This window comes from Ramlibacter pinisoli, from assembly GCF_009758015.1.
GTDB classification, from domain to species: domain Bacteria; phylum Pseudomonadota; class Gammaproteobacteria; order Burkholderiales; family Burkholderiaceae_C; genus Ramlibacter; species Ramlibacter pinisoli.
In genome coordinates, this window is sequence record NZ_WSEL01000003.1 from 415,284 (window position 1) to 439,438 (window position 24,155).

Annotated in this window: 22 protein-coding genes and 1 riboswitch; of the genes, 14 read left to right on the forward strand and 8 right to left on the reverse strand. The window is 70.3% G+C overall.

Features of this window, described 5'->3' with window-relative positions:
- Positions 1-21: 21 nt before the first annotated feature.
- The 5 genes from GON04_RS03165 to GON04_RS03185 are packed head-to-tail and all read left to right on the forward strand — an operon-like array spanning position 22 to position 3,906.
- The gene (locus GON04_RS03165; protein WP_338050881.1) at positions 22-1,293 is read left to right on the forward strand and encodes a L,D-transpeptidase family protein; all 1,272 of its coding nucleotides are present in this window, start codon (positions 22-24) and stop codon (positions 1,291-1,293) included.
- The gene (locus tag GON04_RS03170) at positions 1,260-1,865 is read left to right on the forward strand and encodes a peptidylprolyl isomerase (RefSeq protein WP_157396533.1); all 606 of its coding nucleotides are present in this window, start codon (positions 1,260-1,262) and stop codon (positions 1,863-1,865) included. Before GON04_RS03165 ends, GON04_RS03170 begins: the two co-directional genes overlap by 34 nt.
- Before the next feature lie 13 nt (positions 1,866-1,878).
- Positions 1,879-2,385, forward strand: a complete 507-nt coding sequence (locus tag GON04_RS03175) for a peptidylprolyl isomerase (RefSeq protein ID WP_157396534.1) — start codon at positions 1,879-1,881, stop codon at positions 2,383-2,385.
- A 1-nt stretch (position 2,386) separates the two neighbouring features.
- Positions 2,387-3,151 (forward strand): UDP-2,3-diacylglucosamine diphosphatase, encoded by a 765-nt coding sequence (locus tag GON04_RS03180; RefSeq protein WP_181653861.1) that lies wholly within the window; start codon positions 2,387-2,389, stop codon positions 3,149-3,151.
- Positions 3,151-3,906 carry a M90 family metallopeptidase gene (locus GON04_RS03185; protein WP_157396535.1) on the forward strand — a complete coding sequence of 252 codons (756 nt, stop codon included), beginning with the start codon at positions 3,151-3,153 and terminating at the stop codon, positions 3,904-3,906. Before GON04_RS03180 ends, GON04_RS03185 begins: the two co-directional genes overlap by 1 nt.
- Before the next feature lie 13 nt (positions 3,907-3,919).
- On the opposite strand, the gene GON04_RS03190 is transcribed toward GON04_RS03185, so the two are convergent.
- On the reverse strand, positions 3,920-6,793 hold the full coding sequence (locus GON04_RS03190; RefSeq protein ID WP_370530036.1) for a DUF349 domain-containing protein: 2,874 nt from the start codon (positions 6,791-6,793) through the stop codon (positions 3,920-3,922).
- 706 nt (positions 6,794-7,499) lie between these two features.
- Between GON04_RS03190 and GON04_RS03195 the strand changes: the two genes are divergently transcribed.
- From GON04_RS03195 to nrdR, 3 genes are all read left to right on the forward strand, one after another.
- Positions 7,500-8,327, forward strand: coding sequence for a lytic transglycosylase domain-containing protein (locus GON04_RS03195; RefSeq protein WP_157396536.1), 828 nt, complete (start codon positions 7,500-7,502; stop codon positions 8,325-8,327).
- A gap of 21 nt (positions 8,328-8,348) precedes the next feature.
- Positions 8,349-8,474: riboswitch (ZMP/ZTP riboswitch) on the forward strand.
- Positions 8,475-8,509: 35 nt separating this feature from the next.
- A complete protein-coding gene (gene glyA, locus GON04_RS03200; protein ID WP_157396537.1) occupies positions 8,510-9,754 on the forward strand; it encodes a serine hydroxymethyltransferase in 1,245 nt (414 codons plus the stop codon).
- Between the two features lie 15 nt (positions 9,755-9,769).
- Positions 9,770-10,219, forward strand: a complete 450-nt coding sequence (gene nrdR / locus GON04_RS03205; protein ID WP_157396538.1) for a transcriptional regulator NrdR — start codon at positions 9,770-9,772, stop codon at positions 10,217-10,219.
- 6 nt (positions 10,220-10,225) lie between these two features.
- On the opposite strand, the gene GON04_RS03210 is transcribed toward nrdR, so the two are convergent.
- The 7 genes from GON04_RS03210 to GON04_RS03240 all read right to left on the reverse strand — a co-directional run bounded on the left by GON04_RS03210 (position 10,226) and on the right by GON04_RS03240 (position 18,813).
- Positions 10,226-10,816, reverse strand: a complete 591-nt coding sequence (locus GON04_RS03210; RefSeq protein ID WP_157396539.1) for a GspH/FimT family pseudopilin — start codon at positions 10,814-10,816, stop codon at positions 10,226-10,228.
- 179 nt (positions 10,817-10,995) lie between these two features.
- On the reverse strand, positions 10,996-15,627 hold the full coding sequence (locus GON04_RS03215; protein WP_198349198.1) for a PilC/PilY family type IV pilus protein: 4,632 nt from the start codon (positions 15,625-15,627) through the stop codon (positions 10,996-10,998).
- 34 nt (positions 15,628-15,661) lie between these two features.
- Positions 15,662-16,198: a PilX N-terminal domain-containing pilus assembly protein gene (locus GON04_RS03220; RefSeq protein WP_157396541.1), complete on the reverse strand. Its 537-nt coding sequence runs from the start codon at positions 16,196-16,198 to the stop codon at positions 15,662-15,664.
- Positions 16,195-17,301, reverse strand: a complete 1,107-nt coding sequence (locus GON04_RS03225; protein ID WP_157398324.1) for a PilW family protein — start codon at positions 17,299-17,301, stop codon at positions 16,195-16,197. The genes GON04_RS03220 and GON04_RS03225 overlap by 4 nt, the downstream gene beginning before the upstream one ends.
- 5 nt (positions 17,302-17,306) lie before the next feature.
- Positions 17,307-17,888, reverse strand: a complete 582-nt coding sequence (gene pilV / locus GON04_RS03230) for a type IV pilus modification protein PilV (RefSeq protein ID WP_157396542.1) — start codon at positions 17,886-17,888, stop codon at positions 17,307-17,309.
- Positions 17,888-18,367 carry a GspH/FimT family pseudopilin gene (locus tag GON04_RS03235; protein ID WP_157398325.1) on the reverse strand — a complete coding sequence of 160 codons (480 nt, stop codon included), beginning with the start codon at positions 18,365-18,367 and terminating at the stop codon, positions 17,888-17,890. Before GON04_RS03235 ends, pilV begins: the two co-directional genes overlap by 1 nt.
- A gap of 8 nt (positions 18,368-18,375) precedes the next feature.
- Entirely contained in the window at positions 18,376-18,813 is a 438-nt protein-coding gene (locus GON04_RS03240) for a type IV pilin protein (RefSeq protein WP_157396543.1), read from the reverse strand.
- A gap of 115 nt (positions 18,814-18,928) precedes the next feature.
- Between GON04_RS03240 and ribD the strand changes: the two genes are divergently transcribed.
- The 6 genes from ribD (at position 18,929) to GON04_RS03270 (ending at position 24,148) form a co-directional block, all read left to right on the forward strand.
- Positions 18,929-20,032, forward strand: coding sequence for a bifunctional diaminohydroxyphosphoribosylaminopyrimidine deaminase/5-amino-6-(5-phosphoribosylamino)uracil reductase RibD (ribD, locus tag GON04_RS03245; protein ID WP_157396544.1), 1,104 nt, complete (start codon positions 18,929-18,931; stop codon positions 20,030-20,032).
- Positions 20,033-20,210: 178 nt separating this feature from the next.
- Entirely contained in the window at positions 20,211-20,840 is a 630-nt protein-coding gene (locus GON04_RS03250; RefSeq protein WP_157396545.1) for a riboflavin synthase, read from the forward strand.
- Positions 20,837-21,964, forward strand: a complete 1,128-nt coding sequence (gene ribBA / locus GON04_RS03255; protein ID WP_157396546.1) for a bifunctional 3,4-dihydroxy-2-butanone-4-phosphate synthase/GTP cyclohydrolase II — start codon at positions 20,837-20,839, stop codon at positions 21,962-21,964. The genes GON04_RS03250 and ribBA overlap by 4 nt, the downstream gene beginning before the upstream one ends.
- 8 nt (positions 21,965-21,972) lie before the next feature.
- Positions 21,973-22,437 (forward strand): 6,7-dimethyl-8-ribityllumazine synthase, encoded by a 465-nt coding sequence (gene ribH / locus GON04_RS03260; RefSeq protein WP_157396547.1) that lies wholly within the window; start codon positions 21,973-21,975, stop codon positions 22,435-22,437.
- Complete coding sequence (nusB, locus tag GON04_RS03265) at positions 22,434-22,967, forward strand: transcription antitermination factor NusB (RefSeq protein ID WP_157396548.1); 534 nt, start codon at positions 22,434-22,436, stop codon at positions 22,965-22,967. Before ribH ends, nusB begins: the two co-directional genes overlap by 4 nt.
- On the forward strand, positions 22,964-24,148 hold the full coding sequence (locus tag GON04_RS03270) for a pyridoxal phosphate-dependent aminotransferase (RefSeq protein ID WP_157396549.1): 1,185 nt from the start codon (positions 22,964-22,966) through the stop codon (positions 24,146-24,148). The genes nusB and GON04_RS03270 overlap by 4 nt, the downstream gene beginning before the upstream one ends.
- Positions 24,149-24,155: the final 7 nt, after the last annotated feature.

The window sequence follows — 24,155 nt, forward strand, 5'->3', positions numbered from 1 at the left end:
GCGATCCGCGCAGCACGGCCAGTGTCGAAGCGTCCGTTCCCCTTCCTGCCGGCGCGCCCAGCGGTCGCGCCCCTGGTCCTGGCGGCCTGCCTGGGCTGCGGGCTCGCCGCGGCCGCCGCCGCGCTCCCCCACGGCCGGCACCACGGCAAGCCAGCCCCCGCGCCGGCAGCAGCGGCGCCGCGTGACGGCCAGGCCGAGGCGCGCCTGATCGAGATCTACCGCCTCATCGGCCATGGGCAGGCACGTGCCGCCCTGGCCAAGGCCGACACGCTGGTGCGCGACCACCCGAACTTCCAGCTGGCCCACCTCGTCCACGGCGACCTGCTCGCGGCCCAGGCGCGCCCGCTGCGCGCCTGGGGCGACGTGCCCGAAGGGGCCGCGGCCGCCGGCGCGCAGCTGCTCGGCGAACTGCGCGAGGAATCGCTGCTGCGCATCCGCGCCCTCAAGGAGCGGCCGCCGGAAGGCGCCGTGCCCTCGCAGTTCCTGCAGCTGGCGCCGCGCAGCAAGCACGCCATCGCGGTCGATACCTCGCGCGCGCGCCTGTACCTGTTCGAGAACACGCCGTCGGGCCTGAAGCTGCTGGCCGACTACTACATCTCGGTCGGCAAGCTGGGCACCGACAAGGCGGTGGAAGGCGACCTGCGCACCCCGCTGGGCGTCTACTACGTCACCAGCAACCTCGACCCGAAGTCGCTGAAGGATTTCTACGGCTCCGGCGCGCTGCCGATCAACTACCCCAACCCCTACGACGCGCGCCGCGGCCGCACCGGTGGCGGCATCTGGTTGCACGGCACGCCCCCTGGCCAGTTCTCGCGGGCGCCCAAGGCCACCGACGGCTGCGTGGTCCTGGCCAACCCCGACCTCGATCGCATCATCCGCACCGTCGAGGTCCGCTCGACGCCGGTGGTCATCGCACCCTCGCTGCGCTGGGTGGCACCGCAGAGCATGCCGGCCGAAGGCAAGTCCTTCGCCGACACCCTCGGCGCGTGGCGCGCGGCCAAGGCCTCCGGCGACCTGACGCGGGTGCTTTCGTTCTACACGCCCGACATGTCGGCCAACGGCAAGGGCGTGGCCGAATGGCTGCCGCAGCTGAAGTCGGAAATCGGCCGTGCGCGCGGCCGCGACCTCGAGCTCAAGGACCTGTCGTACCTGCGCTGGACCGACTCGGCCGACACCATGGTGGTAACCTTCGGCGAGGTCCCCGTGGGCGACCGCACCGGCCCCGTCAAGCGCCAATACTGGATGCGACAGGGGCAGCAATGGAAGATCTTTTTCGAAGGAGTGATCGGTTGATCCCTGCCCTTACCCGCCGAGCCGTGGGCGTCGTTTTCGCAGCGCTGCTGGCGGCTGCACCCGCCTGGGCCCAGGAAGGCCCCCGCGTGAAGCTCAGCACCAGTGCCGGCGACATCGTTCTTGCGCTGTACCAGGACAAGGCCCCCAAGACGGTCGAGAACTTCCTGCAGTACGTGCGCGAGAAGCACTACGACGGCACCGTGTTCCACCGCGTCATCGACGGCTTCATGATCCAGGGCGGCGGCTTCGGCACCGACATGCAGCAGAAGGCCACGCGCGCCCCGATCGCGCTGGAGACCCGGCCCGAGCTGAAGAACGACCGCGGCACGGTGGCGATGGCCCGCACCGGCAACCCGAATTCCGCCACCGCGCAGTTCTTCATCAACGTCGTCGACAACCGCAACCTCAACGCTCCCATGCCCGACGGGTACGGCTACGCCGTCTTCGGCAAGGTGGTCGAGGGCATGGACGTGGTCGACAAGATCAAGGGGGTGCCCACCGGCAACAAGGGGCCGTTGCAGAACGTGCCCTCCACCCCCGTGGTCATCAACTCCGCAACCCTCGTGAAGTGAGAGGCAACAGAACATGAGCAATCCCAAGGTCGAACTGCACATCGCCGGCTACGGCGTCATCACCCTCGAGCTGGACCAGGACAAGGCGCCCAAGTCGGTCGCCAACTTCCTGGCCTACGTGAAGAAGGGCCACTACGACGGCACCATCTTCCACCGCGTCATCGACGGCTTCATGGTCCAGGGCGGCGGCATGGAGCCCGGCATGGGCCAGAAGCCCACCGATGCCGCGATCGAGAACGAGGCCAACAACGGCCTGAAGAACGACAAGTACACCGTGGCCATGGCGCGCACCAATGCGCCGCACTCGGCCACCGCGCAGTTCTTCATCAACGTGGCCGACAACGCCTTCCTGAACCACACCGCGCCCAGCGCGCAGGGCTGGGGCTACGCGGTGTTCGGCAAGGTGGTCGGCGGCACCGACATCGTCGACCGCATCAAGGGCGTGAAGACCGGCCGCAAGGGCTTCCACGACGACGTGCCCCAGCAGGACGTGGTGATCGAGAAGGCCGTCGCGCCCTGAGGTGACCGCGCCGCAGGTCGCCGAACTGCCCGCCGCGCCCTCGTGGCGTGCGGTGGACTGCATCTCCGACCTGCACCTGCATCCGGCCGAACCGGCCACCTTCGACGCCTGGCGCGCCTACATGGCCGCCACGCCGGCGGATGCCGTGGTCATCCTCGGCGACCTGTTCGAGGCCTGGCCCGGCGACGACGTGCTGGGCGCCGATGCCTTCGCTGCCAGCTGCGCGGCGGTGTTGCGCGAAGCGGTGCTGCAGCGTCCCGTCTACTTCCTGCATGGCAACCGCGATTTCCTGGTGGGCGACGGGTTCGCGCGCGCCACCGGCGTGCGGCTGCTGGCCGATCCCACGGTGTTCGCACTGGCCGGCCGGCGCTGGCTGCTCAGCCACGGCGACGAGCTCTGCCTGGGCGACACCGAGTACCTGGCCTTCCGCGCCCAGGTGCGCGCCCCGGCGTGGCAGGCAGCATTCCTCGCGCGCCCGCTGGCCGAGCGGCAGGCCTACGCCCAGTCGCTGCGCGCCGAAAGCGAGCAGCGCAAGCGCTCCGGCCGGACCTACGCGGACGTCGACCCGGGCGCCGCGCTGGCCTGGCTGCATGCCGCCCGGGCCGATACGCTCGTGCATGGCCACACGCACCGTCCGGGCGACCACGCACTGGACGGCGGCCACCAGCGCATCACGCTGACCGACTGGGACCTGGCGGCGCGTCCGCCGCGCGCCGAGGCACTGCGGCTGTCCGCCAGCGGCGCCCGGCGCGTGGCCCTCGCCTGATGTTCGGCTGGTGGCGCCGGCGGCGCCCCCCTCCCCCCATCCCCGACGAGCAGTGGCAGGCCACGCTCGCCGCCTTCCCGTTCCTGCGGCGCGGCACGCCGGTCGACGATGCCGCCCTGCGCCTGCTCACCGCGCGCTTCCTGCAGCAGAAGGAATTCCACGGCGCCGGCGGGCTGGCGATCACCGATGACATCGCGCTGGCCATCGCGGCCCAGGCGGTGCTGCCGGTGCTGCACCTCGGCCTGGACTGGTACGACGATTTCGTCGGCATCGTGGTCCACCCGGACCAGGTGGTGGCGCGCCGCACCGTCCAGGACGACGCGGGTGTCGTGCACGAATGGGACGAGGTGCTGGCCGGCGAGGCCATGGACCAGGGTCCCGTGATGCTCAGCTGGAGCGACGTGCGCAGCGCCGGCGCGGCAGCCGAGTCCGGCTACAACGTGGTCGTGCACGAGTTCATCCACAAGATCGACATGCGCGACGGCGACCCGGATGGCTGCCCGCCCCTGCCGGCCAAGGCCCGTGCAGCCTGGCGGCGGACCCTGGACGCCGAATACGAGCGCTTCCGCGAGCAGGTGGTGGTGGCCGAGCGGTTCTCCGGCGAGCCGCCCTGGCTCGACACCTACGGTGCTGAGAACCCGGGCGAATTCTTCGCGGTGGCCGGCGAGGCCTATTTCGTGAACCGGGCCCGGCTGGCCGTCGACTTCCCGGTCCTGGTGACCCTGTTCGACGGCTTCTTCGGTCCGCGCGGCTGACCGCGCGGCCGCGTCACTTCAGCAGCACCTTCAGGACGTTCTGCAGGCGGCGGGCGGCGCCGGCGTCGTAGGGCGACGCCAGCACGCGCGCGGTGTCCTCGCCCCAGGTCTGCGCCGGCGTCGGGTCGTTGCGCCGCGTGAGCAGCAGCAACTGCATCTGCCGCCGGGCGGCGATCTGGTCGGCCGGGGTGGGCGCCTCAGCCGCGATCTCCAGCCGCAGCAGGGCGTCGCCCGGCTCGCCGGCCGGAGCCGCCTGCAGCGACTTGACCCAGCTGCCGCGCACCGCCGGCGCCACGGCACGGCCCAGTTCGCTCTGGCTGGGCACCTGCTCGGCCGACCGCTGCTCCCAGGCTGCCAGCAATTGCGTCAGCGCCTCGCCGTGCGCCTGCGCGGCGAGCTTGCGCAGGGTCTGCTGCGCGTGGTCCAGCGCGTCGCGCTGGGCGCGGAACGCCACGTCACCCAGGCGCGGGCCACGGTCCTCGGCGGCGCGGTCGCCGAAGCGGCCCCGGCCACGGTCGGCGTCGCGCCCGAACGGGTCGGGTGCACGGCCACCGCCCGGGCCACCCCGGCGGTCGCCGAAGCGGCCGCCGCGACCAGCCTGCGCGGGCTCGGCCTTCTTCATGCCGGGCCGGTCGTCGCCGCGCATGGCCACCACGGGCTTGGGCGACGGCTTCGGCGGTGCGGCAGGAGCCGCGGCCTCGGCGCCTTCGGTGGCGGGATCGGCTCCGGCAGCCGGGTCGGCCTCCACCGCTTCGTCGCCGGCGGGAGCCGTGGCGGCAGACGGCTCGCTCTGGCCACCGACGCGTGCCTGCTCGGCCTTGGCTTCTGCCTGGCCGCGCAGCGCAGCATCGAGGGCCGCCATCGCGGTGCGGATGCGATGAGCGTCGCCGCTGGCGTTGGCCGCCTCGAGCGCCTTGGACGCTTCCAGCACGGCGCGATCGCGATCGCTCAGGGCCGAGGCCGCACGCTCGCGATCTTCCGTCTTGCGCTGGAAGGCGTCGTCGATCGGCTTGCGGAACGCGTCCCACAGCTTCTGTTCCTGCTTGCGGTCGAGCGGCACCGTCTGGGCCTCGGCCTGCCAGCGCTGCTGCAGCGACTTGACGGCATCGATGCGCAATTGCGGCGCGGCGCCCAGCACCTTGGCCTCGTCGATCATCGCGTGGCGGCGCTCGAGGCTCTGCTTCTGCGCCGCTGCCAGCGGCGCCTCGGCGGCCTGGATCGCCTGCTTCCACTGCGGCTGCAGCTCGGCGAACGCCTTCTCGCTGAGGTGGCCCGCCTCGCGCCAGCGGTTCTCGAACTGGTGGATGACGCGGTTGAAGCCCTTCCAGTCGCCGCCGGCGGCCGTGGCATTGGCGCCGGCCCAGGCCTTGACCTCGTCGATCAGGGCCACGCGGTGCGCGCGGTGTTCGGCCGCCTCGGACTTGACCTTGTCCAGCCAGGCCTCCACCACCTTGTGCGCCTCGTTGCAGGCCTCGTCGAAGCGACGCCACAGGGCGTGGTTGGGCGGCCCGCCCTGGTCGACCTGCTTCCACTGCTCGCGCAGGGCACGCAGCTGTTCCTGCATCTTGCGGCCGCCGAAGCGCGGCTTGCGGATCACGTGCTGGCCGGGTGCGGGTGCCGGTGCGAGCGCCGGCGCCGGCGCGGGCGCGGGTGCCGGCGCCGCGGCCTGCTCGGGCGGCGCGTCGCCAGCGGTGCCAGCTTCGGCCGCTGCCGCACTTGCTTCGGGCTGGCCTTCGGCCGGGGCCGGAGCCGGGGCCGCAGCGGGCTCCACCGGCTGCTCGAGCGCAGCCGCCGGGACGGTGGCGACGGTCTCGAACAGGCCCTCGGCCTTGGCGACCAGTTCCTGGCGCAGCTGGTCGGCACGCCAGCGCTGCCAGCCCTCGAGCTCGCCCGCCGAGGCGAGCAGCGCATGGGCCTGGTTCTCCAGCTTGTCCTCGATCAGCTTGCCGTGTTCCTTCAGGGCATTGCGCAGCGCCGCAGCGGCGCCCGAAGTCGCCTTGCCGTGGCCCTGCGCCAGTTCCTGTTCGAGCTTGACCAGCGCGGCGCCGACCGTCTCGTTGGCCTTGGCGCGCACCTCCGGGTCGACCTTGGGCCGCGCCGGCTTGGCGGCGGGCGCCTCAACCGGCACGCCGCGCGCGGCGCGCAGTTCATCGGCCCACACGGGCACCGGCGGCAGCGGCGCCGCCGGATCGGCGTCGGCCGCGGCGGCCAGGGCGAGCGCGCTCTGGAACGCCTCCCACACGGCCTGCAGCTGCCCGCGCGAGGCTTCCAGCAGGGGCGGGAAACGGGGGTCGACGCTGGCCCAGTTGGAATCGGCCACCAGGGCGTCGGCCTGCGACTGCCATTCCGGCACGTCGGCCCGCAGTGCGTCGGCGGCCCCCTGGGCGTCGCGCCACGACTTGGTGGACAGCACCTCGATGCGCTGGGCCAGCAGGACGGCGGCCTCGCGCTGCACCTGGACCCGATGCTGCAGGTCCTCGATGCCCTTCACGCGGTCGGCCAGGCGCGTCTTGAGCGACGCCAGCGGCTCCCGGCTGAGCGGAGCGCCAGCCTTGGCGGCGTCGCGCTGCCAGGCCATGGCGTCGGCGATGTTCACGCGCGGCTGTCCGAGCAGGCCCTCGGCCTTCTGCGCCCACTCGGCGGCGATGGCCTCCTGGCCCTTGCTGCGCTTGATCTCGTCCAGGCGCGCGCGCACCAGGCGGGCGGCTCCCTTGTCGCGGGCGCTCAGTTCCCGGTAGACCTCCTGCAACTGCTCGCCGCCCGGGTTGCCCGCCAGCCAGTCACGCAGGCGCGCGGCGCGCTCGCCCGAGGTGGGCGCGGAGAAGGCACCGCCCGTCATCTCGTCGAGGGCCTGGGTGTCGGAAGGTTTGGAGCTGGTAGCGGTCACTTGGGTCGGATCTGAAAAAAACACGCCCTCGCGTCTGCGGGGGCCGGGCCGTATTCTCGCCGCGAAAGCGAATGACACCAGCGAGGCCGCAAAAACGAGAAAGCCCGGCAGGGGCCTGAAGCCGGTCTGCCGGGCTTGGCGACGGCACGAGGCCGACGTCGCTTGTGCCGCCAGGAGCTCATCGTCCCGGCGCCACCGGGAGCAAGAGATTGCCCCCAGGAGGGACCGGCTCCGCTACCGGAGTGGCGGGACCGGTTCAATGCTCGATCACTCGAGCCCAGACAAGTTAGAGGAATCGCCATCCCATTGCCAATGCGAGTTTTCAATCAGCCGCTCCTGCCCAATGCGGGTGGATGGGCATCCAGCGGGTGGGCATCGGCTGACACGGTGATTCGCCGCCGGACGACGGTTCAGCAGGCCCGAACGCCGTAAATTGGTGTTTCCATTGGCAATTTTTTGCATAAGAAATAACTCTTTAATTCTTGACTCGTTATTAGGCAGCCTCCTAGAATCCGCCCGTCCCGTCCAGCCACATGGCGGGGGACACCCGAACCGCTGCCGAACCCGGCAAAGTCGTCGCCCTGTTGCAGGTCCCTCCAAGGGAGCCCCGGGGCCTCGATGGCGACCCAATCCAAACGAGGAGCTTGATGGACGGCGCGCTCGAACGAGCGCCCCCCAGCAAGCCCCGCGCGTAGAAAGGCGTGCTATGACAGCGTCAGGACGAGTGGCCCAGGCATTGCGAACCTTCGCATCCGATGTCGCCGAGGGCTTCTTCGAGATCACCCACAACGGATTCGCCCTCGTCGGCGTCAGCGTCGTGTTCGCGCTCGCCATGCTCTCGGTCCGGCCGGACCTGCGGCAGGTGGGCGAGTCCCAGCTGATGAGCTGGCTGCAGGCCCGGCAGGTGGCGGCGCTGGGCATGGTGCCCGAGCTGGACGCCATCGACCGCGCCACGGCGGCCAACCCCAAGGACCTGCCCAAGCAGCAGGCCGCCGTCGCCTATTGGCTGAGCAAGAAGTACCGCGTGGCGCCGGAACCGGTGAGCGCCCTGGTCGCCGAGGCCTACGAGGTCGGCCGCAAGACCAAGCTCGACCCCACCCTGATCCTGGCGGTCATGGCCGTGGAATCCGGCTTCAACCCGTTCGCCCAGAGCCCGGTGGGCGCCCAGGGCCTGATGCAGGTCATGACCGGCGTGCACAGCGACAAGTACGAGATCTTCGGCGGCAAGCTGGCGGCCTTCGACCCCGTGACCAACCTGCGGGTGGGTGTCAAGGTGCTGCAGGAGTGCATCCAGCGCGCCGGCTCCCTGCAGGGCGGGCTGAAGTTCTACGTCGGCGCCGCCCTGCTGGCCGAGGACGGCGGCTACGCCGACAAGGTGATGGCCGAACACGCCCGCCTGCAGCAGGTGGCCGCCGGCCGCGCCGTGCCGCTGGCACCGCCGGGCACGCTGCGCACGGTGGTCCCGGTGCCGGCGAAGGACGAGCCGCTGGCCGCGCCCGAGCGGGCTGCCGACAAGGTCGCCTCCATTTTCTGACCTCCGGGCTCGGCTACACTCTTCCCGGTACGCGACTGGCGATAGGCGCGGCGCCCTGCAGGGGCCCTGGCGCTGACGTGGGCCACCACTGGGAAGCGTGCCGCCGGCGCAGTCGCCGGTGTTCCGCCGTTCGCCTGGGCAGCCCTTGTGCATCACAGGGACCACACGTCTGGACTGCCGCCATGTACCACCGCAACATCCTCATCGAGCAAGCCGATCCCGAGCTGTGGACGGCCATCGTCGCCGAGAACCGCCGCCAGGAAGAGCACATCGAGCTGATCGCCAGCGAGAACTACGCTTCCCCCGCCGTCATGGCGGCCCAGGGCACGCAGCTCACCAACAAGTACGCCGAGGGCTATCCCGGCAAGCGCTATTACGGCGGCTGCGAGAACGTCGACATCGCCGAGCAGCTGGCGATCGACCGCGTCAAGCAGCTGTTCGGCGCCGAGGCCGCCAACGTGCAGGCCCATTCCGGCGCGCAGGCCAACGAGGCCGTGTTCCTGGCCTTCCTCAAGCCCGGCGACACCATCATGGGCATGAGTCTGGCCGAAGGCGGCCACCTCACGCACGGCATGGCGCTCAACATGAGCGGCAAGTGGTTCAACGTGGTCTCCTACGGCCTGGACGCCCAGGAAGCGATCGACTACGACGCCATGGAGCGCAAGGCGCGCGAGACCAGGCCCAAGCTGATCATCGCCGGCGCCTCCGCCTACGCCCTGCGCATCGACTTCGAGCGCTTCGCCCGGGTCGCCCGCGAGGTCGGGGCCATCTTCATGGTCGACATGGCCCACTATGCCGGCCTCATCGCCGCCGGCGAGTACCCCAACCCGGTGCCGCACGCCGACGTGGTGACTTCCACCACCCACAAGAGCCTGCGCGGCCCGCGCGGCGGCATCATCCTGATGAAGTCGCAGCATGAGAAGGCGATCAACAGCGCCATCTTCCCCGGCCTGCAGGGCGGCCCGCTGATGCACGTCATCGCCGCCAAGGCGGTCGCCTTCAAGGAGGCGCTCCAGCCCGAGTTCAAGGCCTACCAGCAGCAGGTGGTGAAGAACGCCCGCGTGGTGGCCGAGACGCTGGTCGAGCGCGGCCTGCGCATCGTCAGCGGCCGCACCGAGAGCCACGTCATGCTGGTCGACCTGCGCGCCAAGGGCATCACCGGCAAGGACGCCGAGGCGGTGCTGGGCAGCGCGCACATGACGATCAACAAGAACGCCATCCCCAACGATCCCGAGAAGCCGATGGTCACCAGCGGCGTGCGAATCGGCACGCCCGCCATGACCACCCGCGGGTTCCGGGAGGACGAGGCGCGGATCACCGCCAACCTCATCGCCGACGTGCTGGACAACCCGCGCGACCCGGCCAACATCGCGGCGGTGCGCGAGAAGGTCAACGCCCTCACCCGCCGGTTCCCGGTCTACAAGTGAGCAAGTGAGACTGTGATGAAGTGCCCCTTCTGCGGCAACGTCGATACCCAGGTGGTGGAGACGCGCGTCGCCGAAGACGGGGACTTCATCCGCCGGCGCCGCCAGTGCGCCCACTGCGAGAAGCGCTTCACCACCTACGAGCGGCCCGACGTCACCTTCCCCGCGGTGGTCAAGAAGGATGGCCGCCGCATCGACTACGAGCGCGCCAAGCTGCTCGGTTCCATGACGCTGGCGCTGCGCAAGCGGCCGGTCAGCACCGAGCAGGTCGACGGCGCGGTGGAACGCATCGAGGAGAAGCTGCTCAACCTCGGCCTGCGCGAAATCCCAAGTGCCCGCATCGGGGAGCTCGTGATGCGCGAGCTGAAGAAGCTCGACAAGGTGGGCTACGTGCGCTTTGCCAGCGTGTACCGCAGCTTCGAGGACATCGACGAATTCAAGACGGTGGTCGACGAGATCCGGCGCTAGACCTGGTCAGCAACTGCCGACCGTTGTCTTCTGCACGCGCGGGCGGCCGCTGGCGTTGATGACGATCTGCCGGGCCGCCGTGGGCCCCGCCGACTCGCGGCAGACGGTCAGGGTGCCGGCCTGGAAACCGCCGCCCACCAGCCGCGTGGACCCGTTGCCCACATAGGCCACGTAGCGCGCCAGGCTGCCGTTGCCGGTGAGGCGCACGTCGGCCGGCAACGCCCCCTGGCGCTGCAGCAGGGGCTCCGACGCATCGCGCTGCCCGTCGTCGTCGCCGTCCACGAACACGATCCAGCCCTGCTGCCAGCCGCCGGCGTCGGCGCAGGATGACCCGTTCGACGACTTGCAGGACACCACGCGCCCGCGCCGGTGGATGGCCTCGCTGCGGGTGAGCAGCAGGTCCCCGAGCAGGTCGTTGGCGGCCGCGCTCACACGCACCGATGCGGCGAGAGCGCGCAGGGACGGCATGGCGGTCGAGGCAAGGACGGCCGACACCGCCAGCACGGCCAGCACCTCGACCAGCGTGAAGCCGGGCTCGGGCGGCCTGCGCCCCTGCCAGGCGCGGCCGCTGCCCGAGCGCGGTGTGGTTCTCCCCATGCCCGCAATCTAGGCGCTGCGGGCGCATCGCCAAGGCAACTCTGCCCCACCGGCCCGTCGCCCCAAGTCACCGCCAGGCTGTGCGCCAGTTCACCGGGCGCCCCCCAGGCTAGCGAACCGGCCACGGGGCGAAAAAAAAGGGGGCCTCATGGCCCCCCAGTCCCCGTCCCGCTTTGCGGCTATTTCTTGTACCAGTAAGTCCGCTTCAACCTCTTCGGGATCACCTTGCCCACGTTGCAGTTCTCGAGTGCCGAGTTGCAAGGGGTGCTGTTCGTGCCGCCCAGCTGGTCGCCGGCGATGCCGCAGCCGATGCAGAACTTCTCGTTCGTGGTCGTGGTGGTCGTGCTGCCGTTGCCGTTGTTGGTGGTCTTGGTGATCTGCACCACGCCGGCCACCGCGCTGGGGGGCATGCCGCCGCCCTGCAGCACGTTGCTCACGGCCGACCCGTCGAAGGGGCTGACGCCGTAGGCCTTGGCCTGGCCCAGGTTGGCGGCGCAGGTGGCGCTGGTGTCGATCGGCTTGTTGGTCGAGAAGAACACCGTGCCATTGACCGTCAGAGGCGCATTGACCACCTTCTCGCCCGTAGCGAGGGTGATGTAGAAGCCGTCCCGGGTCCCGTTCCAGTTCGTGCTGGTGGCGTTGAACAGGTTGCTCAGGTTCAGGTCGTGGGTATCCGGCGTGCCGACCGTGGTGCCCGTGTCCTTGAGCATGAAGAAACGGTCGACCACGTTGTAGGACGAGCCGTTGCCCGTGTTCTTCAGCGGATGCTCGCGGTCACCGGAGGCAATGGAGATCGCCTCGTAGGACCCGGTCGCGCCCGGGCCCTTGATGGTCAGCACCGAGGGCGGGAAGAAGAACTTGCGCGGTGCGCGCGCCACCGTGTCGGGGGAGACGATGGGGCAGGTCGGGTTCGCCGCGGCACCGTTGTCGCAGCCCAGGGCGGCGATCTTGGTGACCGACCAGCGGGTGCGGTCGCTGTTGCTCACGTCCAGGCGCCACACGTTGCCGCCCAGGTCGCCGACGTACAGCTTGTCGACCCGGCCGTCGTTGTCGCGGTCGACGAACGTGACGTCGGACGGGATCGGCTGCGTCATGCCCGACACCTGCTTGCAGGTCGCCGAGGTGGTGCAGCCGGGCGTGGCGCTCCAGACCAGGTCACCGCTGACGGCATCGACGATGTAGACGGCGCGACCCATGGTGGACGTGCCGGGCGGCTCGGTGTCCTGGGCCGGGTCATAGCCGCCGCCGAAGACCAGCACCGGGTTGGCCCAGTTCTGCAGCACCGTCAGCCGCGGGCGCGACCAGGTCTGGCCCAGTTCCTCGAAGCCGGTGCTGGTGTTGCTGATGGTCCAGAGCCGCTGGGGCGACTGCGGCTGGCTGACGTCCAGGCCATAGATGAACCGGCCACCGCGCCGCATCGTCAGGTAGAGGTAGGACGTGGCGACCGTCCCGTCGGCGGCGAGCCGCTGGTAGGCGCCGGTCGGGCCGTCGATGAAGTAGTTCTTCGGCTGCGCCGACGGCAGGGCCGTCGACGGGAACTTCAGTTCCGGGGAGTTCCTGCGCAGCCGGTTGAGGTAGGCGTAGTGTTCCGGAAGGATCAGCCCCCACAGCTCGCCACCGGCCGGCACGTTGCCGATGTTGCCGGTCTGGTTGCCGTTGACGGCGCGGAACACGCCGTCGTTGGCGCCGTAGAAGGCCACGATGCCGCGGGTGTCGCCGTAGTTGACCACCAGGGGGCGGGAATGCAGCACGTCGCCGTGGATCGAACCGCGCACCGTGATGCCGCTGCCCGGCCCGTTCTCGTCGCCCTCGCTGTCGAGGCCGCGAACCCACTTGATGACGGTGTCGCGATCGGGCGGCGAGGTCGAGCTGTACGCCTGCATGTTGGCGCCCGTGGCCTGCCGGGCCGGCGTGACGGCGATCTGGTAGGTGAACGTCGTGCAGTTCAGCAGACTGGTGCAGGTGATCGGGTACGAGCCCAGGTACTCGCTTTCGTCAGTGTAGGGCCCGCTGACCGCCGCGACGGTGATCATGTCCCCGGTCAGGAACGGGTTCGTCGGCGCCGTGACGGTGACGAGGCCATTCGCGTCGCGCGCCACCGAGATCGCGTTGACCGAGCCGCCGCCGATACCGACTGTCGTGCCGCCGGGCACGGTTGCCGGGGTTGCGGGAAGCGGAACGGAGTAGGTGAACGAGGTGCACGGAGCCGTGCACGAGATGGTGGCGTTGGTGCTGGTGAATCCGGCCGTGGTCGAGGCGATCGAGATCGTGTCGCCATTGGCGAAGAAGTTCGACGGTGCCCCGGTCACCCGGATCGTGGCGCTGGCGGCGTTGTTGTCCCGGGCCAGGTTGACGGCCTGCGTGCCGGTCGACCTCGTGACGGTCGGGCTGGTATTCAGGTTGGTGTTGGTGTTGCCCGTTGCGCTGATGCGGAACTGCGTCGGACCGACATAGGTGATGCTGTAGGTCCCGTCCACCGTCTTGGTATTGGCGATCGTGACCGTCTGGCCGTCATGCAGTAGGTGGTTGGCGCCGGTCGTGACGGTGTAGACGGCGACCTGGTTGTTACCGCTCTGGCCGTTCGTGGAATATTGCGTCAGGCTGGCGATCGGGGTGGCGTTCCCGGCGACGTAGGCGGCCGTTCCCGTGGCGGAGAGTCCCGTGGGCAGGGTCAGCGAATAGGAGAACGACAGTCGGTCGGGCGACACCGCGGTGATGACAGCCGAGGAACTGTAGCCGGTGATGTTGTTGCTGAACTGGACCGTGTCGCCGGCGTTGAACGTGTGGGCCGACGACGTCGTGACGGTCACCGTGTCGGTGGCACTGGCGCTGCCGGCGGCCGTGTTCGCGGTGCGCGTGATGCTGGAGACACCGAACGGGTTGCTCCCCTGCTTGCTGACCTGGTAGGTGCCGAGGGCCGGAGTCCTCGGCGTGTCCGGAAGGCCGGTGATGGTGAACGTCGTCGAGCTGTTCACGGTCGTCGCGGTCAGCGTCTGCGTGACGTTGTAGGCGGCCTGGTCCACGTTCTTGACCGTCACGGTCGATCCGACGGTGAACCCGTGGCGGCCCGACGTGGTGACCAGCGCCGTCGTGCCGGTGCGGTAGATGGAGGAAATGCGCACCGAGTTGTCGCTGCCGAACGCATTGGCGGGGATGCCGGCGTTGGCGGTCGAGAACTCGTTGGCTGCCGCGGTCAGGTTGTTGCTGCAGCTGGTCCCGCTCGGGCAGTAGGTGTAGAGGCGGCGCGGGTTGGTGCCGCTGGCCATCGCGCCGGCGAAGGTGGCCGTCAGGTTCTCCTTGCGCAGTTGCTGGGCGACACCGCCCTTTTCGACCACCTCGCCATCGGGCGAGTCGTAGGTGCTGGCCGGGGTGCCCTTGGCGTCGTTGACCCAGAAGCCGCCGGTGGTCGTGTCATCGGGCGCAGTGCTGGTGTCCTTGGTGGTCCAGTAGCTCACGGCGGTGGGGGACAGGAAGCCGGTGCCGGCCGAGCTGATGGCCGGGTTGCCGTTCTTGTCGCCCATCACCAGGTTGCCGCCGGCGCCGGGCACCAGCTTGTATTGCTTCAGGTTGCCCATCCAGCGCGGCAGGCCGTCGGCATCGGGGCGGAACATGCCCAGGAAGATCTGGTTCAGGTAGGTGCCCTGCGCGTTCACCGACACCGGCAGCGAGGCCGACGAGAACACGCTGTTGACCGCCTGGACTTCGTTGAGGATCTTCAGGATGGCCTCGGACAGGCCGGAGGCGTCGCTGGTCTGGAAATACTTGCCGCCGCCATACCTTGCCATGCTCGACAGCAGGGCCGGGTAGTCGGCCTTTCGGCAGGTCGGGCTGGTGATGCCGATGGTGTAGGTGATGACGTTCTGCGTGCCGGTCTGGACATTGCTGCCGGCGTCCTGCTGGAACATCAGCCGGGCCCATTCGTCGGCCCAGTTCGACGACCAGTCGCTCGCGCTGTTGGCGGCCGGCATGCTGGCGGAGCCGCAGGTCGACTGCTCGAAGACGACCGTCGTCGCGATCTTGTTCTTCTGTGCGGTGCTGGCGTTGACCCGCGCATCCGCCATCGAGTAGTTGCTGGTGCCGCCATCGGCGCCGGGCGAGGGATTCTCGGCCGGCGGCGTCTTGTCGGTGTTGGCGATGTAGATGATGAAGTTGCGCTGGCATCCGGCCGACAGCAGGGAGGTGCCGTAGTCGGTGCCCGACATGCCCACCTTGCCGTTGAAGTAGGCCCAGGCCTCCTGCATCGCCGTGCCGGTGGCGGCCGAGTTGACCTTCACGCTGAAGTTGTTGGCGTCGCTGTTGTTGCCCTGGGCGTTCCAGGTCTTGATGAACTCGACGAAGCTGGCCTTGTTCGAGCGGCCGTAGGTCGCGTTCGTGGTCGACGTCATCGGGGTCAGCTTGCGCAGCAGGCAGCCGCCGGAGCCGGAGGCGTTGCACTTCTCGTGGAAGGCCTTGTCGGTGCCGGCGCGGGTGTCTGAACCGTAGCCGTTGCCGTTGCTCACCATCAGGCCGATGTTGACGGACCCGTCGGGCAGCGAGTTGATGGCGTCGACCAGGGCGCACTGCAGCATGCCGGCCGACTTGCTGGCCCCCATCGACGGGGCGGTTGCCGTGCCGGTGTAGGCGGAGCAGCCCGCACCGCTGGCGGTGGCGTCGAAATCGGCGCCGTTGTCCAGGATGAACAGCACGTTGGGCGTGCCCGACGTCCCGCTGTTGTCGACGTAGATGTCGGTGTCCTCCGCGTGCAGCGAGGCGGAGAAGCCCGCCAGCACCAGCGACAGGACGACCAGGAAGGCTTGCATACTTTTTTTCATGACGGCTCCCGCCCGCGGGTTGTGCCCGCAGTGTTCATGGACATTCCACCTGCGCACCGACGCGCACGGAGGCTCCCTGCAGCATCGACACCTGCGCGCCGGACTTGGCGTCGGTCAGCGAGGCGGCCACGTCCCACTGCTGGTCCTTGCAGGCGCTCGGCGTGGTGGTGAGCGTGCCGGACGACGTCACCAGCTTGTCGGTGTCGGTCGCCTCGAAGCACACCTGGTCGTTGGTCTTGGTCGGGTCCAGGTCGCTGGTGGGCACGTTCTTGGTGAAGATGCAGCCGGGCTTGGTAATGGCCACCGTGTAGGTCATGCCGCCGGTGTTGACGGACACCGTGGGCTGGGCGGCGATGGCGCTGATGTCGGTGGCGGCGGCCATCGTGGTGACGGTGCTTTCCAGCGCCACCTGGGCGGCGGCCGAGGCCTCGGTCTCCGCCTGCGCGTTGCCGGCGATCTTCAGGTTGATGTTGCCGAAGCGGATGGCCGAGACGACCAGCAGGCTCAGCACGACGAGCATGACCAGCGCGACGACGAGCGTCATGCCGGACTGGGAATGGCGGCGGTTCACGAGACCCTCCGGGCGCTGGGATTGACCAGGCGGACCGACTGCACGAAGACGTGCCGCTTGTAGCCCTGGTCGGCGGTGGCAGGCGTGACGGTGCCCGCCGTGCCGAGGGGATAGGTCTTGGTGTCGGTGAAGCCGGGCGTCTTGTCGGTGCTGCGCGCCAGCAGGTAGACCTTGGCGGTCATGACGTCGGGCCAGGTGTCCTTGGTCAGCGCCGAACCGCTGACGTCTGTGCCGTCGGGGGAGCCGTTGGCATCGGTGTCGACGCCGTAGTCCACCTGCAGGTTCTCGATGCCTTCGGCGATGGTGACCGTGTTCCAGCTGGCGAGGCCGCCGGCCACCGTGAGCTCGACCATCTTCAGGGTCGGGATCGGGTTGCCACCGTCACCGGCGGCGCAGCTGCCGCCCGATTGCACGCTGCACTGGCTGATGTAATAGATGTGCACCACGACCTTGCGGAAGCTGGCCGGCGTGGTCAGGTCCTTCTTCAGGAGGGGGAAATTGGTGGAGTTGGAGGCCGAGGCGCCGGCATGGAGCCGCGAGTCGAACGACTTGGTGGCCAGCACCAGGCCGGTCTGGACGTACAGCTGGCCGTTCACCATCTTCGCCAGGTCGGGCGCGCCGGCCGTTTCCAGGCTGCTGGTGTCCGGATCGGCGTGGCGGACCACCAGGATGTCGGTGTTGGGCGCCACGTCGCTCAGGCAGGACGCCACCTGGGAGTTGCCGGGCACCGTTCCCGAAGTGACGGGTGTCGTCGTGCTTCCCACGTTGTAGCCCTGCACGTGCAGGGCGATGGCGGACGCGACGTCCGCCTCGGTGGTGCTGCAAGGGTCGGGAAGCGCCGCGGGCGCCGACGGCGCGGTGGTGAGCTCCCCCCAGTAGCCGGCCATCTGCAGGTCGTCGGCCATCGCGCGCACAGCATAGCGGCCGTTCTCGATCAGGCGGCCGGCGCGCTCGACCTCGGCGCGGTTGCTGCTCTGGTCGGCGATCAGCGTCGCGAGCGCGGCGACAATCAGCATGCCGAGCGCGATCGAGACCATGAACTCGATCAGCGTCAGGCCGCGCTGGCCGCGCCGGCGGTTGCCGTGATGGTGGGTGTGTCGCATGGGATTCAGCTCGCGGTGCCCGGCAGGACGGTGACGCTCACGGCCCGGCGCTGGGCGTCGTCGGTGCCGTAGGAGCCGGTGCCGCAGGTGATGCCGGCCGGCGGCGCCCCCGCGGCCTGCACGCCCTGCCACGCCACGCTGACCTGGAACACGCCGGTGGTGGCGTTCTTGGTGATGCAGCCGCGGGCGCCCAGGATGGCGCCGACGCTGTTCGCGCCCGACAGTTCGGCGCTGCCCAGCAGCAGGTTGCGCCACTCGTTCAGGTCGCTCAGGGCCCGGACCTGGCGGGCGTCGGTGTTGGGCAGGGCGCAGCCGGGGGTGGCCGTGAGGACGGCGCTGCTCGTGCCCACCGTGGCGGCCGGGACGTAGCAGTCGGCGGCGGTGGCGTTGGTGCCGATGCGCGCCACCATGTCCTGCACCAGCAGCAGCGCCTGCACGCGCTGGTAGGACTCGAGCTGGGCGCGCTGGCTCTGGACCATGACGCCGATGAGCCCCAGCAGGCCGACCATCAGGATGATGAGCGACACCAGGACCTCGATCAGGGTGGCGCCTTGCTGGCGCCGACGGGCGGCGGTGGGGCATTGCATCAGCAGTTCCTGGAGGTGGTGTTGGGCACTCCGCTCACGTTGATGGACACGCAGCGCACCGAACTGGTGTTGCCGCCGCTGAACTGGAACGTGAGGGTGGAGGCGATGCGGCCGTTGCCCTGGTACACGACGCTGGCCGTGGGATCCGGGGTGGTGGTGACCGTCACGCCGCCGAGCGCCTGCTGGGTGGCCAGGGTGGCCCCCCCGCCGGTCACGGTCCAGCCGGTGGTCCAGCCGGTGCCGACCGGGGCAATGGTCACCGTGGTGTTGCGCTTGATCGCCTCGCTGCGGGCCACCAGCAGCGCGGTGGCGAAATCGGACCCGGCCGTCTTCACGCGCTGGGTCTCCATGAAGTTGCGGAACGACGGGATGCCGATGCCCAGCATCAGGGCGAGCAGGCTCACCACCACCATCAGCTCGATGAGCGTGAAGCCCCGCTGTCGGGGGTGACCGGATGGGAGGGTGGACGGCAGGGTCATGGCGGCTGTCACCAGCAGGTGGTCGAGCCGCCCGAGGCGCCCTTGGCGCCCGCGTTGGTCAGCGTCAGCGTGCCGCAGGTGGCGTCGTTGACCGTCTGCGGCGCCCTGGGGGCGGCGGTGACGGTCCAGGCCGGCGACGTGTCGGAGGTGACGGTGATGGTGTAGTAGCCGGACACGTCGGTGCCCAGGGTGATGCCCAGGCCGGACAGGTCGGTGGAGGAACCCGCCGGGCTCGGGTAGTAGCTGCGCGAATTGAGCATGTACTGCTCCTGGCGGCTGCCCACGTTGTGCATGACGGCCTGCGCCGCGGCGCGCCGGCCCTTGGCCAGGTACTTGGTGTACGAGGGGAACGCCACCGCGGCCAGGATGCCGATGACGGCCACGGTGATCATCAGCTCGATGAGCGTGAAGCCACGCAGCCTGTTCTTCCCCGTGATCCTGGTCATGCCTTCCCCCTCCATTGCGGCAGGCTGAACCATAGCGAGGCCGCGCCGCTGCGCCATCTCCGACCGACGACCGGCACCGCCCGGGGGCCAAGTGGCATCGCCGACAATCGCCCGCATGGACGTTTCGACCCCGATGCGACAGGCGCTCGCCCTGGCCGGACAGGCGGTGGGCCTGACCGAGCCCAATCCGCGCGTCGGCTGCGTGCTGGTGGGAGCCGATGGCGCGGTGCTCGGGCAAGGCCACACCCAGCGCGCCGGCGGCCCGCACGCCGAGATCGTGGCGCTGCGCGACGCCGCCGCGGCCGGGCGCGACGTCCGGGGCGCGACCGCCTACGTCACGCTGGAGCCCTGCTCCCACCACGGCCGCACCGGCCCGTGCTGCGACGCCCTGGTGGCCGCCGGCATCGCCCGCGTCGTGGCCAGCTGCACCGACCCCAATCCGCTGGTGGCGGGCCAAGGCTTCGGGCGCCTGCGCGCCGCCGGCGTGGCCGTCGAGACCGGCGACGGCGGCGCGGCCTCCCGGGAGCTGAACCTGGGGTTCTTCAGCCGGATGGTGCGCGGCACGCCCTGGGTGCGGCTCAAGGTCGCGGCCTCGCTGGACGGAAAGACCGCGCTGGACGATGGCCGCAGCCAGTGGATCACCGGCGAGGCGGCCCGCGCCGACGGCCACGCCTGGCGGGCGCGGGCGACGGCGGTGCTCACGGGCATCGGCACCGTGCTGCAGGACGACCCCCGGCTCGACGTGCGGCTGGCGCCGGCCGAGCGCCAACCCGACCTCGCCGTGGTCGACAGCCGCCTGGAGCTGCCCCCGACGGCGCGCCTGTTCCTGCCCGGGCGCCGGCTGTGGGTCTACACCGCGCAGCCCGATGCGGCGCGCCGCGCGGAACTGGAGGCCCGGGGCGCCGAGGTGATCGCCCTGCCCGGCCCCGGTGGCAAGGTCGACCTGGCCGCCATGCTGCGCGACCTGGCCCGCCGCGAAGTCAACGAACTGCACGTGGAGGCCGGCTTCAAGCTCAATGGCTCGCTGGTGCGCGAAGGCCTGGTCGATGAGGTGCTGGCCTACCTGGCCCCCAAGCTGATCGGCCAGGGACAGGGCGTGGCCAGCTTCGGCCCGCTGCCCGCGCTGGACGCCGCTCTTCCCCTGCGCTTCCTGACCACCGACCGCATCGGCGACGACCTGCGCGTCATCGCGCGGGTGGCCGGCCGGGACGTGTTCTGAGGCCGCCGCTGGCTCCCGTCCGCAGAACCCCCCAAAATTCGCGGAAGTCCCCAAAGACATCCATCCAACGGATTCTTTGGCGCCGTTCGCGCCCTCTGGCGTCTACTGCGTCCGGGTGTCCGCTCCCGCATTCAACCCCGCTCCGGAGCGGCCGACCCGAACCTGCGAAAATGCGCGGATGTTCACCGGAATCATCACCGGCGTGGGGCGCATCGCCGCCGTCCACGACCTCGGGGCCAGTTCCCACCACGGCAAGCGCCTCACGGTCGAGGCGCCCGCGGGCTACCTGGACGACGTGGGCCTGGGGGACAGCATCGCGCTCAACGGCGCCTGCATGACCGTCACCACGCTCGACCCGGCCCGCCGCGTCTTCACTGTCGATGTCTCCGCCGAGTCGCTGGACAAGACCAGCGGCCTGGGCGACACCGGCCCCGTCAACCTGGAGAAGGCACTGCGCGCGCACGACCGCCTGGGCGGCCACATCGTGTCCGGCCACGTCGACGGCATCGGCACCGTGGTGCGCTTCGAGCCGGTGGGCGAGAGCCACGAACTGCGCATCCTCGCGCCGGCCTTCCTGGCCCGGTACCTGGCCTACAAGGGCTCGGTCACCGTCAACGGCGTGAGCCTCACCGTCAACGCCGTGCACGACACGGCACAAGGCTGCGAATTGAGCATCAACCTGATCCCGCACACGGTGGAGAACACCGCGCTGCACGCCCTGCGCACCGGCAGCCGCGTCAACCTCGAGATCGACCTCATCGCCCGCTACGTCGAGCGCATGCTGGCCGGCGCCAAGGTGCCCGCATGAGCCGCGCCACCAGCCCCGTGGCCATCTCGCCGGTGGAGGACATCGTCGCCGACATCCGTGCCGGCCGCATCGTGATCCTGGTCGACGAGGAAGACCGCGAGAACGAAGGCGACCTGGTGCTGGCCGCCGACCACGTCACGCCGGAAGCCGTCAACTTCATGGCCCGGTTCGGCCGCGGCCTGATCTGCCTGACCCTCACCCGCGACCGCTGCGAGCGGCTGCGCCTGCCGCCCATGGTGGCGCGCAACGGCACCAAGATGGGCACCGCCTTCACCGTCTCCATCGAGGCCGCCGAGGGCGTCACCACCGGCATCTCGGCGGCCGACCGGGCGCGCACCGTGCAAGCCGCCGTGGCCCGCGAGGCCCGCGCCGAGGACCTGGTGCAGCCCGGGCACATCTTCCCCCTGCAGGCGGTCGACGGCGGGGTGCTCATGCGCGCCGGCCACACCGAGGCCGGCTGCGACCTGGCCGGCATGGCCGGCCTGACGCCCGCCGCCGTCATCTGCGAGATCATGAAGGACGACGGCACCATGGCCCGCCTGCCGGACCTGCAGCTGTTCGCCGCCGAGCATGGCCTGAAGATCGGCACCATCGCCGACCTCATCGAGCATCGCAGCCGCCACGAGTCGCTGATCGAGAAGATCGGCTCGCGGCCCCTGCACACCAGCTTCGGCACCTTCACCGCCCATGCCTGGCGCGACAAGCCCAGCCAGGCCGTGCACCTGGCGCTGGTGGTCGGCCAGTGGCAGCGCGACGACATCGTCCCGGTCCGCGTGCACGAGCCCCTGTCGGTGCTCGACGCGCTGGAGACCGCGCGCCCCATGCACTCCTGGAGCCTCGATGCCAGCTTGCAGCACATCGCCCGCGCCGGCCAGGGCGTGGCCGTGCTGCTGAACTGCGGCGAATCGGCCGACCAGCTGGTCGCGCAGTTCGAAGGAACCGCCCGCGCCTCGCAGGCGCCCGAGCGCGGCCGCATGGACCTGCGCACCTACGGCGTCGGCGCGCAGATCCTGCGCGAGTGCGGCGTGCACCGCATGACCCTGCTGGGCACGCCGCGGCGGCTCCCCAGCATGGCGGGCTACGGCCTGGAAATCGCCGGCCACCTGGCCCCCACTTCCCACTGAGGACATCCATGTTCGGAGCAGAGAAAGGCAAGGCCGACCGGCTGGACGGCAAGGGCCTGTCCATCGGGGTCGTGCAGGCCCGGTTCAACGAATCCATCACCGACGCCCTGGCGCTGGCCTGCAAGTCGGAGCTGGTGCGCCTGGGCGTCGAGCCCGGCAGCATCGAGCACGTGCTGGTGCCCGGCGCGCTGGAGATCCCGCTGGCGCTGCAGGCGATGGCCGAGAAGGGTGGCTACGACGCCCTCATCGCCCTGGGCTGCGTGATCCGCGGCGAGACCTACCACTTTGAGCTGGTGGCCAACGAATCAGCCGCCGGTGTCACGCGCATCGCGCTCGACTACCAGCTGCCGGTGGCCAACGTCATTCTGACGACGGAGAACCTCGAGCAGGCCGTCGCCCGCCAGACCGACAAGGGCGTCGACGCCGCACGTGTCGTGGTCGAGATGGCCAACCTGCTGGAGCGCCTCGGATGAGCGACGAGCACCCCACCACCCCGCCCCGGCTGCCGGCCAAGGCCCCGGGCCGCACCGCCACCGGCGCCCGCAAGGCATCGGCCAAGTCGGCGCGCAGCCGGTCGCGCGAGTTCGCACTGCAGGCGCTCTACCAGCACATGGTGGGCGGCAACGACGTTGACGCCATCGACCGGTTCACCCGCGACCTGGCCGGCTTCCACAAGGCCGACTCGGTGCACTACGACGCCCTGCTGCACGGCTGCATCGAGCAGGCCGCCGCCCTCGACGCCCTGATCGTGCCGCTGCTGGACCGCAAGCTGGCCGAGATCTCGCCCATCGAGCACGCCGTCATGTGGATCGGCGCCTGGGAGTTCCAGCATGCCGCCGACGTGCCCTGGCGCGTGGTGCTCAACGAATGCATCGAGCTGGCCAAGGAGTTCGGCGGCACCGACGGCCACAAGTACGTCAACGCGGTGCTCAATGGCCTGGCGCCGCAACTGCGGCCCACCGAGGTCGAAGCCGACAAGGCCAGCGGAAAGGCGCGCGGATGAGGATCGCCCGGCGCGCCGAGAGGATCGAGCCGTTCTACGTCATGGAGGTGGCCAAGGCCGCCGCCCGGCTGGCCCGCGACGTCGCCCGCAGCGACCGGCCGATGGTGTTCCTCAACATCGGCGAGCCGGACTTCACGGCGCCGCCGCTGGTGCGGGAAGCAGCCGAACGCGCCGTGCGCGGCGGCGCCACGCAGTACACCCACGCCGTCGGACTGGAGCCGCTGCGGGCCGCCATCAGCGGCTGGTACCGGCAGCGCTTCGGGCTCGACGTCCCGGCACGGCGCATCGTGGTGACGGCCGGCGCGTCGGCGGCCCTCCAGCTGGCGTGCCTGGCGCTCATCGAGGCCGGCGACGAAGTCCTGATGCCCGACCCCAGCTATCCCTGCAACCGGCATTTCGTCAGCGCGGCCGAGGGCACGGCGGTGCTGGTGCCCACGACGGCGGCCGACCGGTTCCAGCTGTCGGCGGCGCAGGTGGAGACCCACTGGGGCCCGCGCACCCGCGGCGTGCTGCTGGCCTCGCCGTCCAACCCCACCGGCACGTCCATCGACCCGCAGGAGCTGCGCCGCATCCTGGACGTGGTGCGGGCCCGCGGCGGCATCGCCATCACCGACGAGATCTACCTGGGCCTGTCGCACGACGACCGCTACGGCCAGTCGGCCCTGGCGCTGGACGACCAGGTCATCAGCATCAACAGCTTCTCCAAGTACTTCAACATGACCGGCTGGCGCCTGGGCTGGATGGTCATGCCCGAGGAGCTGGTGCCCGTGGTGGAGCGATTGGCGCAGAACCTCTTCATCTGCGCCAGCACGGTCGCCCAGCACGCCGCCCTGGCCTGCTTCGAGCCCGACAGCATCGCCGAGTACGAGCGCCGCCGGGCCGCCTTCAAGGAGCGGCGCGACTGGTTCATCCCGGCCCTGGAGTCGGTCGGCCTGCCGGTGCCCGTGATGCCCGACGGCGCCTTCTATGCCTGGGCCGACTGCTCGGCCTGGTGCGACCGGCTCGGTTTGCCCGGCAGCTGGGAGCTGGCCTTCGAGATCATGGACAAGGCGCACGTCGCCGTGACGCCCGGGCGCGACTTCGGCACCGCCGACACGCACCGGTTCATCCGCTTCTCCACCGCGAGCAGCCTGGAGCACCTGCACGAGGCGGTGCGGCGGCTGCGCGCCATGGCCCCCTGATGGCGTT